This window comes from Gluconobacter sphaericus (genome assembly GCF_016757795.1).
Classification (GTDB): Bacteria; Pseudomonadota; Alphaproteobacteria; order Acetobacterales; family Acetobacteraceae; genus Gluconobacter; species Gluconobacter sphaericus.
Genome location: NZ_CP068419.1, coordinates 2,466,966 through 2,480,654, shown reverse-complemented (window position 1 = coordinate 2,480,654; position 13,689 = coordinate 2,466,966). Strand labels below are relative to the sequence as shown.

General features: G+C 59.4%; 10 protein-coding genes. 7 read left to right on the top strand and 3 right to left on the bottom strand.

The features are described 5' to 3' along the window. The first annotated feature begins 72 nt into the window (after positions 1-72). From metH to IGS75_RS11710, 6 genes are all read left to right on the top strand, one after another. Entirely contained in the window at positions 73-3,579 is a 3,507-nt protein-coding gene (gene metH / locus IGS75_RS11735) for a methionine synthase (protein ID WP_202256929.1), read from the top strand. Positions 3,580-3,618: 39 nt separating this feature from the next. Next, entirely contained in the window at positions 3,619-4,497 is an 879-nt protein-coding gene (gene purU / locus IGS75_RS11730) for a formyltetrahydrofolate deformylase (RefSeq protein WP_202256928.1), read from the top strand. Positions 4,498-4,598: 101 nt separating this feature from the next. Further along, a complete protein-coding gene (locus IGS75_RS11725; protein ID WP_202256927.1) occupies positions 4,599-5,045 on the top strand; it encodes a hypothetical protein in 447 nt (148 codons plus the stop codon). Positions 5,046-5,188: 143 nt separating this feature from the next. Further along, positions 5,189-6,607, top strand: a complete 1,419-nt coding sequence (locus tag IGS75_RS11720) for an FAD-binding oxidoreductase (RefSeq protein WP_202256926.1) — start codon at positions 5,189-5,191, stop codon at positions 6,605-6,607. A gap of 56 nt (positions 6,608-6,663) precedes the next feature. Next, positions 6,664-8,163, top strand: coding sequence for a malate dehydrogenase (quinone) (gene mqo / locus IGS75_RS11715; RefSeq protein ID WP_202256925.1), 1,500 nt, complete (start codon positions 6,664-6,666; stop codon positions 8,161-8,163). A gap of 121 nt (positions 8,164-8,284) precedes the next feature. Then, complete coding sequence (locus IGS75_RS11710) at positions 8,285-9,103, top strand: DeoR/GlpR family DNA-binding transcription regulator (RefSeq protein WP_141351709.1); 819 nt, start codon at positions 8,285-8,287, stop codon at positions 9,101-9,103. 12 nt (positions 9,104-9,115) lie between these two features. On the opposite strand, the gene mntR is transcribed toward IGS75_RS11710, so the two are convergent. Next, the gene (gene mntR, locus IGS75_RS11705) at positions 9,116-9,607 is read right to left on the bottom strand and encodes a manganese-binding transcriptional regulator MntR (protein ID WP_202256924.1); all 492 of its coding nucleotides are present in this window, start codon (positions 9,605-9,607) and stop codon (positions 9,116-9,118) included. A gap of 169 nt (positions 9,608-9,776) precedes the next feature. Between mntR and IGS75_RS11700 the strand changes: the two genes are divergently transcribed. Beyond that, positions 9,777-11,111, top strand: a complete 1,335-nt coding sequence (locus IGS75_RS11700; protein WP_202256923.1) for an Nramp family divalent metal transporter — start codon at positions 9,777-9,779, stop codon at positions 11,109-11,111. Positions 11,112-11,114: 3 nt separating this feature from the next. Here the strand turns inward: IGS75_RS11700 and IGS75_RS11695 are convergent, their stop codons facing one another. Together IGS75_RS11695 and cysG are read right to left on the bottom strand one after the other, a co-directional pair. Then, positions 11,115-12,071, bottom strand: a complete 957-nt coding sequence (locus IGS75_RS11695) for a glutaminase (RefSeq protein ID WP_202256922.1) — start codon at positions 12,069-12,071, stop codon at positions 11,115-11,117. Positions 12,072-12,223: 152 nt separating this feature from the next. Further along, the gene (gene cysG / locus IGS75_RS11690) at positions 12,224-13,645 is read right to left on the bottom strand and encodes a siroheme synthase CysG (protein ID WP_202256921.1); all 1,422 of its coding nucleotides are present in this window, start codon (positions 13,643-13,645) and stop codon (positions 12,224-12,226) included. Positions 13,646-13,689: the final 44 nt, after the last annotated feature.

The following is a 13,689-nucleotide window of genomic DNA, read 5'->3' as shown; positions in this document are numbered from 1 at the left end:
GTGTATAGAAGCGCAAGCCCGATCCCGGCCCCATATCCATTCCCTCATCCACAGCTACAGAGCGTTCTGCCCATGTCCTCACGTCCCCATCTGCTTGACGCCCTCGCCGATCAGGTCCTGCTTTGTGATGGCGGCATGGGGTCTCGGGTGCAGATGCTGGATCTGGAGGTCGAGCGCGATTACTGGGGACAGGAAAACTGCACGGAAATCCTGAACCTTTCGCGTCCGGAACTCGTTCGCGAAATCCATCGCGGCTACTTCGAAGCCGGCGCGGACATGGTGGAGACGAACACGTTCGGTGGCTCCATCGTCACGCTGGCGGAGTTCGGGCTGCAGGACCGTACACGCGAAATCAATTGCACGGCCGCAACGCTGGCCCGTGAGGCCGCTGAGACGTTTTCGGATGGCCGCCACCGCTATGTTATGGGCTCCATCGGTCCGGGCACGAAACTGCCGACGCTGGGCAACATTGCTTACGACGATCTGGAAGCCGGTCTGATCGAACAGTGCCGCGGCCTGATTGATGGCGGCGTTGACGGGTTCCTGATCGAAACGTGTCAAGACACACTTCAGATCAAGGCAGCCGTGAACGCCGCCAAAATTGCGCGGGTCGAACTCGGTTCGGATGCACCGATCTTCGTGCAGGTCACGGTCGAGACCACGGGCACGCTACTGGTCGGCCCCGATATCGCCGCGGCCGCCACCACCGTTCAGGCGCTGGACGTCCCCTCGCTCGGCCTGAACTGCGCGACCGGCCCGCAGGAAATGGGCGAGCATGTGCGCTGGCTGTCCGAAAACTGGCCTGGCCTGATTTCCATGCAGCCCAATGCCGGCCTGCCCGAGCTTGTGGACGGCAAGACCGTCTACCCGCTCAGCCCCGAAGAAATGGCTGTCTGGATGGAGCGTTTCGTCAAGGAGGACGGGCTCAACCTGATCGGCGGCTGCTGTGGCACATCCACACCGCATATTCAGGCACTGGACGGGATGCTGCGTCGCCTTGGCGGCACGAAACTGCGCCCTGCCCCGGTCAAACGCAGTACGGTCTGGATGCCATCTGTCTCCAGCCTCTATACCCAGACGCCGCTGCGTCAGGAGAACAGCTATTTCTCCATCGGCGAGCGCTGCAACGCCAACGGCTCAAAGAAATGGCGTGAGCTTCAGGAAGCCAATGACTGGGATGGCTGCGTCGCCATCGGCCGTGAACAGGCCGCCGAGGGCTCCAACGCGCTCGATATCTGCACGGCGTTCGTCGGACGCGATGAAGTTCGCGAAATGAACGAAATTGTCACGCGCTTTACGTCGTCCGTGAATGCGCCGCTGGTGATTGATTCCACCGAAACTCCCGTCATTGAGGCCGCGCTCAAACTGCATGGCGGCAAGCCGATCATCAACTCGATCAATTTCGAAGACGGTGAAGAGCAGGCACATGCCCGCATGAAGCTGGCCCGCAAGTTTGGCGCGGCGATGATTGCACTCACGATCGACGAAGTCGGCATGGCGAAAGAGCCGCAGGACAAGCTGCGCATTGCCGAGCGTCTGGTTGACTTCGCGTGCAATCAATACGGGCTGCCGCAGTCTGATCTGATGATCGACCCGCTGACCTTCACCATCGCCACGGGTGTTGAAGACGATCGTAAGCTCGGCCAGTGGACGCTTGAGGGCATCAAGCTGATCCGCGACAAATTCCCCGACATCCAGATCATTCTCGGCCTGTCGAACATTTCCTTCGGTCTGAATCCGGCCGCGCGTGCGGTGTTGAACTCAGTGTTCCTCGACCATGCCGTCAAAGCAGGCATGACAGGCGCGATCGTGCACGTCTCCAAGATCCGTCCGTTGCATCTGATCGCGGCTGAAGAGGTCAAGGTTGCGGAAGATCTGATCTTCGACCGTCGCACCGAAGACTACGATCCGCTCCAGAAGCTGCTGGAGCTGTTTGCTGGGCGCAAAGCAGCCGATGCCGTCAAGAAGCGTCGCGCCGAAACCCCTGCGGAACGTCTGAAAGACCGGATCGTGGACGGTGACCGCAAGGGCATCGAACAGGATCTCGAAGACGCGATGGCGGAAATGCCGCCGCTCGATATCATCAACAATGTTCTGCTCGACGGCATGAAGGTCGTGGGCGAGCTGTTCGGTTCGGGCAAGATGCAGCTCCCGTTCGTGTTGCAGTCCGCCGAAACGATGAAGACCGCCGTCGCCTGGCTTGAGCCGCATATGGAGCGCACGGAAGGTCAGCATCGCGGCACGATGGTGCTCGCCACCGTCAAGGGTGACGTGCACGATATCGGCAAAAACCTCGTGGATATCATTCTGACTAATAACGGCTATCAGGTTATCAATCTGGGCATCAAAGTACCGCTTGCGGACATGATTGCGGCCGTGAAGGAACACAAGGCCGATGCGTTGGGCATGTCCGGGCTTTTGGTAAAGTCCACGGTCATTATGCGTGAAAATCTTGCAGAAATGCACCGTCAGGGCTTTGACGTTCCGGTCATCCTCGGTGGCGCGGCGCTGACGCGCAATTACGTCGAGGAAGAATGCGCGCGCTCCTATGGCGCAGGTGAGCCGGGACGCGTGGCCTATGCGCGCGACGCGTTCGATGGTCTGGGCCTGATGGACAAGATCGCCAATAAGGAAATCGACAGCTATCTCGGCGCGATCCAGACGCGCCGGGCCAGTCAGGCAAGCCGCAAGACCGAACGTGCGCCCGAAACTGCTGAGACGCGCGGCTTCGGCATTGTAGACCGTGAGGCCGCGAAGGCGCGGCGTGAGCGTATTTCCGGCTCCGAACCTGTGATCACGCCGCCGTTCTGGGGTGCACGCGTTTTGGAAGCCACCCCGAATGCGGTTCTGCCGTTCCTGAATGAGCGCTCGCTATACCAGTTTCAGTGGGGCTTCCGTAAACAGGGCCGCTCGCTCGACGAATTCATGGAATATGCCAAGATCGAGCTGCGCCCCGTTCTCAAGCGCATGCTGACGCTGAGTGCTGAACAGGACATCATCAAGCCGCAGGCGATTTACGGGTACTGGAAGGCGGCGGGCGACGGGAACGATCTCGTGCTGTTTGAAGAGGACGGCAAGACAGAAGCCGCACGTTTCACCATGCCGCGCCAGCCCAAGGATGACGGCGAGTGCATCGCCGATTTCGTCCGCGATATCAGCGATGACGTACGCGATGTGGTCGGGCTTCAGGTCGTAACCGTTGGGCAGAAAGCGTCCGATCTGGCGCGCGTGTGGTTCGAGGAAAACCGCTATCAGGACTATCTGTACCTGCATGGTCTGTCGGTCGAAATGGCGGAGGCCATGGCGGAATATACCCACAAGCGCATCCGCGCCGAACTGGGCTTTGCCAGCGAAGACGATCGCGACATGGAGAAGCTGCTGTCGCAGTCTTATCGTGGCTCGCGCTACTCCTTCGGCTATCCCGCCTGTCCGCGGCTTGAGGATCAGGAACCGATCCTGAAAATGCTCGATGCCGAACGCATCGGCGTGTCGCTTTCGGACGGCTATCAGCTGCACCCCGAGCAGTCGACATCCGCGCTTGTAATGCTGAACCCGCGGGCGAAATACTTCACCGTCTGAGGACGGCAGGCTATAAATAAAGACGAGAAAAGACACTCCATGACGGCCCCATCAGTTCCGCAGATCACCTATGTCCTGACGCTTTCCTGCCCCAACCGACCCGGCATCGTGGCGGCAATCAGCGGCAGGCTTGCGGAATTGAACGCCAACATCACCGAAGCCCAGCAGTTTGATGATCGGGACAGCACGATCTTTTTCATGCGGATCGTCTTCGAGATCACTGACGGCCGGACCAGCATGCAGCAGCTTCGCGACGCGCTGGCTGTTCTGGGTAAGACGTTCAGCATGGACTGGGCGCTGCATGACCGGAGTGTAAAGCCAAAGGTCCTGCTGATGGTCTCGCGTTTTGATCACTGCCTGGTCGATCTGCTGTATCGTTGGCGTATTGGGGAACTGCCGATCGAGCCGGTCGGAATCGTATCGAACCATCCGCGCGAGGTTTTCGCGGATCTGGATTTCTACGGCATTCCGTTCCACCACCTCCCCGTCACGAAAGACACGAAACCTAAGCAGGAAGCCCATATTCTGAAGCTCTTTGCCGCGAGCGGAGCCGAACTGGTCATCCTCGCGCGTTACATGCAGGTCCTGTCCAATGACATGGCCGCCAGCCTGTCAGGGCGGTGCATCAATATCCACCATTCCTTCCTGCCGGGATTCAAGGGCGCACGTCCCTATCATCAGGCCTTTGCGCGCGGCGTGAAGCTGATCGGCGCAACTGCCCATTACGTCACGCGCGATCTGGATGAAGGTCCGATCATCGAACAGGATGTGGAGCGCATTTCCCATGCCGATACGCCTGATGACCTGATCCGCAAAGGGCGTGACATCGAACGCCGGGTTCTGGCACGTGCAGTCCGGTATCACATCGAACGCCGGACCATCATCAACGGCAACAGGACAGTCGTTTTCACGCCCTGAGCCCTGCTTTTCGTCGACAGGACATGAATATTTCGCACGACACCCGAAATATTCTCTCCTAGGCTTGCACCGGCATGTTCACAGCCGGCAGCAATATCCAGATGACCGTCCGCAAAATCCTTCTTTCACTTACCTTATTCACGTCGCTGGTCGCGCAGACTGCCTGTTCCGGTGACTTGGTCCTTGAGAAGCGATTAACCCCGGCGGATACCCTACGTGAAACCACAAACCGGACCGTCGTGCCCGGCACGTTCGTCATGACCGTGAAAAGCGTTAATGTCTTTAACAAGATGGTCTTCCTCAATTCAGAAGACACCTATCTGGACCGGGCCAATGTGGCCGTGCAGATTACGTCCGCCGTGGCCTACGACGCCGATATTCGTTTCGGCGGTGATTTCCGCAAGATGGTCCTGAACCGCAAGGTCCTGGTGATCGGATCGGCCATGAAGGTTGGTGCGGATCTGGAACAGGGGATCATCGTAAACAACAAGGACGATTACCGGACCTATATCTTCGTAAGCCGAGCGAGCAATATTTTCTTGAGATAGTCACAGATAATATCTGATCTTACATCGCACATCCCTTTTCCGACAGATTATTCCATTTTCTCGCTCCATATTGATCTGAAGATATTTCCCAGGGCTCCGATCCGGCTTATGAAGGGCAGCCTTTCTGCATACCGGAGCCAGTCATGACCACCTCTTCCACTTCTGCTCCGGATCGCCTTCAAGCCGTTCTCAAAGCCCTCCAGCCCGTCATGGGCGAGCGGATCAGCACGGCCCCCTCCGTTCGTGAGGAACACAGCCACGGCGAGGCCATGAACGCCTCCCGCCTGCCCGAGGCAGTAGTATTCGCGGAAAGTACGCAGGATGTCTCAACCGTTCTGCGGCACTGTCATGAATGGCGGGTTCCGGTTGTGGCATTTGGGGCCGGTACCTCCGTCGAAGGGCATGTCATCCCACCAGAACAGGCCATCAGCCTCGACCTGTCACGCATGACCGCCATCATCGAACTGAATGCCGAGGATCTGGACTGCCGGGTTCAGGCAGGGATCACGCGCCAGACACTGAATGTGGAAATCCGCGATACCGGCCTGTTTTTTCCGGTCGATCCGGGTGGAGAAGCGACGATCGGCGGCATGTGCGCCACCCGCGCTTCAGGCACAGCCGCCGTGCGTTACGGCACAATGAAAGAAAATGTACTAGGCCTGACGGTCGTGCTTGCAACCGGCGAAATCATCCACACAGGTGGCCGCGTCCGTAAATCCTCCACCGGCTATGACCTGACATCTCTGTTCGTCGGCTCGGAAGGTACACTTGGGATTATCACGGAGATCCAGCTCCGGCTGCACGGACGCCCTGAAAGGGTTTTAGCCGCGATCTGCCAGTTCGGGAACCTGCACGACGCCATCCAGACTGCTATGGAAATCATTCAGTGCGGAATCCCCATTACCCGCGTGGAACTGATGGACAGCGTGCAGATGGCAGCTTCCATCCAGTATTCCGGCCTGAACGAATACCAGCCACTGACAACGTTGTTTTTCGAGTTCACGGGCTCGCCCGCAGCCGTACGCGAGCAGGTCGAAACGACCGAAGCTATTGCATCCGGTAATAACGGGCTTGGTTTCTCTTGGGCCGAAAGCCCCGAGGACCGTACCCGTCTGTGGAAGGCGCGTCATGATGCCTACTGGGCGGCGAAAGCCATCGTTCCGGGCGCACGCGTCATTTCCACCGATTGCATTGTCCCGATTTCCCGTCTGGGTGAACTGATCGAGGGCGTGCATCGCGACATCGAGACTTCTGGCCTGCGCGCACCTCTGCTTGGCCATGTGGGCGACGGCAATTTCCATACGCTCATCATCACGGACGACACACCCGAAGGCCATCAACAGGCGCTTGATCTGGACCGCAAAATCGTCGCCCGTGCTCTGTCCCTGAACGGGTCGTGCAGCGGCGAACATGGTGTCGGCATGGGCAAACTGGAGTTTCTGGAAACCGAGCATGGGCCTGGAAATCTCAGCGTGATGCGCGCACTGAAGAACACGATGGATCCGCACCATATTCTCAACCCCGGCAAGCTCCTGCCGCCCGGCCCTGTTTACAGAGGCTGAGCTTTCAGAGATCTTTCAGCCAGCTTTCTTTTCAGTCCCTGCCGGATTTCAGCATCATGACGTCACTCTCCAGCCTCTGTCCCGATATCGTCCTGATCGGCGCCGGGATTATGAGCTCCACGCTTGCCGCCCTGCTGCGCGAGCTGGATCCGTCGCTCTCGATGGTGATGTTCGAAACTCTGGCCGATTGCGGACAGGAAAGTTCCTATGCCTGGAACAATGCCGGAACCGGACATGCGGGCAACTGCGAACTGAACTACACCCCCCAGCGCGCGGATGGCAGCGTCGACATCTCCAAGGCCTTGGCCGTCAACACGGAGTTCGATCTTTCCCGGCAACTCTGGGCCCACTGGGTCCGTGCAGGCCGTATTGCCGATCCGGCGGCGTTCGTTCAGCCGTGCCCGCATATCAGTCTGGTCTGGGGTGCGGAAAATGTGGCGTTCCTCAAGGCCCGCTATGAGGCCATGGTCGCCCATCACTGCTTTGCCGACATGGAATATACCGATGATCCAGCGGTCATAGCGCATTGGGCCTCGCTCGCCATGGCCGGACGCGATACGACTCAGCCCGTCGCGGCTACGCGCATCAAAGAAGGCACGGACGTCAATTTCGGATCACTGACACATGCCTTAACCGCATCGCTCAAGACGGATCGTAACGTTTCCATCCACTACAACCATCGCGTGACGGGTCTGACCCGAACCGAAGATGGCCGCTGGCGCGTCACGGCCACCGATACCGAAAACGGTCACGCCACAACAGTCCTGACGCGCTTCGTGTTCATCGGCGCGGGCGGCAATGCTCTGCCGCTTCTTCAAAAATCCGGCATCCCCGAGGCGACACAGTACGCGGGCTTCCCGGTCAGCGGGCTTTGGCTGCGCTGCACCGCCCCAACCATCACGCGCCAGCACCACGCCAAAGTTTACGGCAAGGCCTCCGTCGGCTCTCCGCCCATGTCCGTCCCGCATCTCGATACCCGCGTGATCGACGGAAAATCCTGCCTGCTGTTCGGGCCTTATGCCGGTTTTTCCACGAAGTTTCTCAAGAGCGGGTCGTGGACGGATTATTTTCGCTCCATCACAACGAAAAATATCATCCCGGCCCTGACCGCCGGAAAAGACAATCTCGATCTTCTGGATTATCTCGTAAAGCAGGTCATCCAGACCAAAGAGGCGCGTTTCCGGGCGCTTTTGGACTTTTATCCAAACGCGCGCCCCGAAGACTGGAGCAAGGTCGTAGCCGGGCAACGGGTGCAGATCATCCGGCCTGACAGCGGTCTACATGGGAAACTGCGCTTCGGCACCGAGCTCGTCAAAAACGCTGACCGGTCCCTCGTCGCTGTACTGGGTGCTTCTCCCGGTGCATCGATTGCGGCGTCCGTGGCACTTCAGGTCGTTCAGGGCTGCTTCCCTGAACGACTTGTCGAAGGCGACTGGCTGCCACGCCTGCGTCAGGTTTTCCCTGCCTATGGCGTGGATCTGACGCAGGACGCAGCAGCCTGCGCAACGCTTCGCCGGGACACGGCGCAAGTGCTGAGCATTGCGAGTGAGGCCTGATGATCACCTTTTTGGGGCGAGATTATATTCATGAGGCGTTACAGAGCTGTTCCGGCCTGATATGGTAGATGTGATTTTACATTCATCTGTTTGCATTCACGCTCAGGAATCGATTTGAGACATGACTGATGGTCCGGGCTCCGTGATCCCCACCGCCTTGCCGCAGAGTTCAAAACGACGGGATAATTCGGCCCGACAGAAACAGATCCTCGACGTTCTTCTCGAAAACGGCAGCGCTACGATCGAAGGTCTGGCCGAGCGTTTCGATGTCAGCCGCATGACGATCCATCGCGATGCGCATGCGCTGGTCCAGCAGGGTCTGATTGACAAGCTGCATGGCAGCATCGTTCTGCGCAACAAGGTTACAACACAGAAAACCGTCAATTTCCGCCGCTCACGCGCTACGGATCTAAAAGACGCCATCATCCAGCGGGCCATCTCGCTGATTCAGCCCGAACAGGTTCTGGTTCTGGACGATTCCACGACAGTCGCGGCGATGCTGCCCCTGCTCCCCGCTTTGGCCCCCCTGACGATCATCACGAACGCCGTCGGTGTAATCCAGGCACTGTCACCCTATCCCAACCTGAAACTGATCTGCCTGGGCGGCGATTATAACCCGCCGCGTAACGCATTTTTCGGCTTGGTCTGTGAGCAGGCGGCGCAGTCACTGCGGGCGAACATGATGTTCCTCTCGACATCTATCATCCACAATGGCACCGCGTTCCAGAACGATCAGGACGTGGTGAAGGTCAAGCGGGTTATGATGGACATCGCGGATCAGTGCGTACTGCTGGTGGACAGTACGAAATTCCGCAAGGGCGGCCTGCACCGTCTGGCGTCCCTGTCGGAATTCGATCGGGTTCTGACGGATTCCCATCTCAAGCCGTCCGTCGCCAAGGCTCTGGCGCAGGACGACGTGAATCTCGAAATCTGCACCTGACTGCCGCCGCTTTCAGGCGTCCGGCAGCGCCTGCATGAACTGTTTCAGATTTCCGCGGAGCGCCTTTTCAAACAGGGTCAGGGTCTCGCTTCCCACATAGTGCTCCACGCCTTCGGCATCAACGCGGGCATTTTCCTCGCTCACACCCAGCTCGAGCAGGAATGCCTCCACGATCCGATGGCGGTGCCGCGCCCTGTCCGCCATCTCCTGCCCGGCGGGCGTAAGGAAAACACCCCGATAGGGTTTTTGTGTCACGTAGCCTTCCGTCGCAAGGCGGGCGAGCATCTTCGCCACCGTCGGCTGTGACACGCCCAGACGTCCTGCGATATCGACCTGCCGGGCCTCCTGCCCCTCAGACAGCAGGTCCGAGATCAGCTCTACATAGTCCTCGACCAACACATTGCGCCGCGCCTCGCGGTTGGCACGGAACCCTTCGGAATGGGTTTCGACGTCAGGCAGCGTCTCCTTGGGAGCGATATCCCTGAGACGTCTTTTCCGTTCCATGCTCCGCCCTGTACCTCCATGCAGAAAACATTATTCACGGCGGAATAAAACATTCCCGACATGTATGCCAGTAGGATCCATCACGTTTTCCCGACATCCCGTTTTTTCATGAGGCTCATCAATATAGCATATTGAATATTCATTCCCGATAGGATTGAATATACTCCTCATGTCAGACACTCCTTCACCCCGCACACCGTCTCAGGAGATACGCCCTAGCCTGCCCGATGCCTTTTCCAGCATCCGGGTTCCGGGAGCGGATGCGTCCTGGTTCAGGCGCTTCCTGGCTTTTGTGGGGCCAGGGTTCATGGTGTCGGTCGGTTATATGGATCCAGGCAACTGGGCCACGGACCTGCAGGGCGGGTCGCGCTACGGCTATACGCTGCTCTGCGTCATCATGCTGTCGAACCTGATGGCCATCCTGCTTCAGGCTCTTTCCGCTCGCCTCGGAATCGCAACGGGACGCGATCTGGCGCAGGCCTGCCGGGATTATTTCTCGCCGGTTGTGAACATCGTGCTGTGGCTGGCCTGCGAACTGGCCATCATTGCCTGCGACCTGGCGGAAGTGATCGGTACGGCGGTAGCGCTTCAGCTTCTGTTCGGATTACCGCTTCTGGGTGGCGCGCTGCTCTCCATTCTGGATGCGCTAATCGTCCTGCTGTTGATGAACCGGGGGTTCCGGTATCTGGAAGCCTTCGTGATCGCGCTTTTAGGCATCATCGCCCTCTGTTTCGGGATTCAGCTCGTCGCAGCAGCCCCGCCCGTCCACAGCGTTCTGGCAGGCCTGCTCCCTGATCCGAAGATCGTGACGACACCGGGAATGCTCTATGTCGCCATCGGCATCATCGGTGCCACGGTCATGCCGCATAACCTGTATCTGCATTCCTCGATCGTGCAGACCCGAGCCTATGAACGCACCCCAGCGGGGCGGCGGGATGCGATCCGCTGGACGACCTGGGACAGCACGATCGCCCTGACCTTGGCGCTGTTCATCAATGCGGCGATCCTGATTGTGGCGGCAGCGGCGTTCCACAATTCCGGCCATCAGGATGTGGCGGAAATTCAGGATGCCTACAGACTGCTCTCCCCGATCCTCGGGCTTGGCATCGCCTCCACACTATTTGCCCTGGCACTTCTCGCGGCAGGCACGAACTCGACGATCACCGGCACACTCGCCGGACAGATCATTATGGAAGGCTTTTTGCACCTTCGCATCCCGCACTGGGCGCGGCGACTGCTGACACGCGGGCTGGCGATCATTCCCGTGGCGATCGTCACGTTGCTCTATGGCAATCGGGGCGTGGGCGATCTGTTGATGGCCAGTCAGGTCATCCTGTCGCTGCAATTGCCCTTTGCCGTCATTCCGCTCGTCATGTTCGTCTCGGACTGGCGCAAGATGGGCGAATTCGTGATTTCCATGCCCATCCGCGTCCTGTCATGGGGCGTGGCGGGGCTGATCCTGCTGCTGAACTTCAAGCTGCTTTACGACACTTTGGCGGGCTAAAAGTCAGGTTGGATTGACGCCCCACGGGCCGGCGCGAAACACCGACCATCCCGTATGCTGCACAAGCCGCTCCAGAGCACGCGTCCCCAGCAGGGAATTGCCCTGTGCGTTCAACCCCGGCGACCACACGGCGATGGATGCCACGCCTGGTGCAATGGCGAGGATTCCGCCCCCCACACCGGATTTTCCTGGCAATCCGACACGGATGGCAAAGGCACCGGAGCCGTCATAATGGCCGCACATCATCATCAGCGCGAGGATCGTCTGGGCATTGCGTTCTGACATGACGCGCTCGCCCGTAAGCGGGTTACGGCCGCCTGTCATCAGGCAGGTCCCGACCTGCGCCAGCTGGTGGCAGCTCATGGTCAGCGCGCATTGATGGAAATAGAAATCCAGCGTGTCCTCGACCACATTACGGATATTCCCGAAAGTCCGCATGTAGTTCGCCAGCGCCATGTTACGAAAACCGGTCTCACGCTCCTGCCGGGCGACATCAGTATCGATATCAATCGAAGACGGATCGCTCACCAGCGGACGCAGGAACTCCAGCAGGCGCGTCTGGGCATTCTCGCGGCCATAACGCGAGACCAGAATGTCGGCGATGACGATGGCGCCCGCATTGATGAACGGATTGCGGGGAATGCCGTGTTCGTTTTCAAGTTGGACGATGGAGTTGAAGGCGCTGCCCGAAGGCTCCTGACGCACCCGCCCCCACAGTTCGTCACCCATGGCATTGAGCGCCATGCTCAGGCTGAACACCTTGGACACACTCTGGACTGAGAACGGGACTTCCGCATCCCCAACCGTATGCGTCTCCCCGTCCATGCCCACAACGGCCATGCCGAACCGGTTCAGATCTACCCGTGCGAGCGGGGGAATATAATTGGCGACCGTGCCTCGCTCGGAGGCCGTGCGCATTTCCTCTGCGATCGAGACGATAATGGACGCAACTGTTCTCATGGGGCCCCGGAGTGTGAAACGCGATATGGCTGAGAGATCAGGAGTTTCACAGGCAGGTGAGCCCGTGAGCAACCCGCAGGATCATACGAAGCGATATGCATTCAAAGCATGCCTGAAAGGGCATGTCTTCCAGCCATGCAGCCCGCGACACATCAGGACGAGACGACCCGGTGCCGGACCACCTGCCCGACGATCACCAGCGCGGGCGATTTCACCTGCGCATCGGCCGCCTGCTGCGCGATGGTGGACAGCGTCCCGGTAAAAACCCGTTGCCGCGGCTGCGTACCCCGCTCCACGATCGCTACTGGCCAGTCAGCCGGCAGTCCTTTTCCCAGAAGTCCAGCTGCAAGCTGCGGCAGGGTGGAAATACCCATATAAATCACGACCGTCTGGCGTCGGTCGGCCATGTCATCCCAAGGCAGATCAAGAACACCATCCGCCTTTGCATGTCCGGTCACAAACAGACAGGCCTGCGCACAGTCACGATGCGTCAGCGGAATGCCGGAATAAGCTGCGCAGCCATTGGCAGCGGAAATACCCGGTACCAGCCGGAACGCAACCCCAGCCTCGACAAGAGCTTCGACTTCCTCACCGCCACGCCCAAAAATGAACGGGTCTCCACCCTTGAGACGCAAAACGCGCTCGCCAGCCTGCGCACGGCGGACCATCTCGCGGTTGATCTCGCCCTGCGGCAAGGCATGACGATCCCGCTGCTTGCCGACGAAGACGAGTTCGGCGTCCCGGCGCACCATGTCCAGCAGGGCTGGCGAGACCAGATTGTCATAAAGAACGGAATCCGCGTTCTGCATCAGATGTAGCGCCTTGAGGGTCAGGAGATCCGGATCTCCAGGCCCCGCCCCCACCAACCAGACTTCCCCCGACTTGCGCTCCCCGTCCAGCAGTGCCTCCAGTCGCGTATCCGCCCGACTTTCATCTCCAGAACGCGCTGCTTCCGCCCCGGGACCATCCAGAAAATCCTCCCAGATACGTTTGCGGTCCTGAACATTGGGATAGCGGCCCGAAACGAATGCCCGGCGTGACTGCATATAGGCGGCCAGACGCTCCGTGCCTTCGGGCAGCAGTGTCTCGATCTGTTCACGCAGGCGGCGCGCCAGGACAGGAGCCGCTCCTCCCGTGGAGACAGCCACACGCACCATGCCCCGGCGCACCTGAGCTGGCGTAATGAAACTGGAAGGTCCGGGATCATCGACGGCGCAGACGGGGATATTCAGTTCGTCAGCGAGAGCCGCGACCTGACGGTTGGTGTCCCGGCTGTCGGTCGCGGCATAGACCAGCCGACAGCCCGGAAGCAGACGACGCAACACCGCCTCATCCGCGCGCTCGCCTACATAGCGCGCCCTGCCGTTCTCGACCCAACTCTGTACAACCGGGTGCAGTTTTTCGGCCAGGACGTCGATCCGAGCTCCGTGATCGAGCAGCAGCCGTCCCTTGTTGACGGCGATTTCTCCGCCACCCACGAGCAGGACCCGCGCGCCCGAAAGACGGATGGAAATAGGGAACCAGCCGCCCCCCTGAGGAGAATTAGGGCTGGAATGGTGATGCTGGGTGTTCATCGAGGCACGGATTTTCCGGATCGGGGGAGACGCTTGCGTGGCGC

Bases quoted from the DNA above. Each gene is read 5' to 3' on its own strand.
- metH (WP_202256929.1), top strand. From the start codon at position 73: ATGTCCTCACGTCCCCATCTGCTTGACGCCCTCGCCGATCAGGTCCTG.
- purU (WP_202256928.1), top strand. From the start codon at position 3,619: ATGACGGCCCCATCAGTTCCGCAGATCACCTATGTCCTGACGCTTTCC.
- IGS75_RS11695 (WP_202256922.1), bottom strand. From the start codon at position 12,071: ATGAGAACAGTTGCGTCCATTATCGTCTCGATCGCAGAGGAAATGCGC.
- mntR (WP_202256924.1), bottom strand. From the start codon at position 9,607: ATGGAACGGAAAAGACGTCTCAGGGATATCGCTCCCAAGGAGACGCTG.
- cysG (WP_202256921.1), bottom strand. From the start codon at position 13,645: ATGAACACCCAGCATCACCATTCCAGCCCTAATTCTCCTCAGGGGGGC.
- mqo (WP_202256925.1), top strand. From the start codon at position 6,664: ATGACGTCACTCTCCAGCCTCTGTCCCGATATCGTCCTGATCGGCGCC.
- IGS75_RS11725 (WP_202256927.1), top strand. From the start codon at position 4,599: ATGACCGTCCGCAAAATCCTTCTTTCACTTACCTTATTCACGTCGCTG.
- IGS75_RS11700 (WP_202256923.1), top strand. From the start codon at position 9,777: ATGTCAGACACTCCTTCACCCCGCACACCGTCTCAGGAGATACGCCCT.
- IGS75_RS11710 (WP_141351709.1), top strand. From the start codon at position 8,285: ATGACTGATGGTCCGGGCTCCGTGATCCCCACCGCCTTGCCGCAGAGT.
- IGS75_RS11720 (WP_202256926.1), top strand. From the start codon at position 5,189: ATGACCACCTCTTCCACTTCTGCTCCGGATCGCCTTCAAGCCGTTCTC.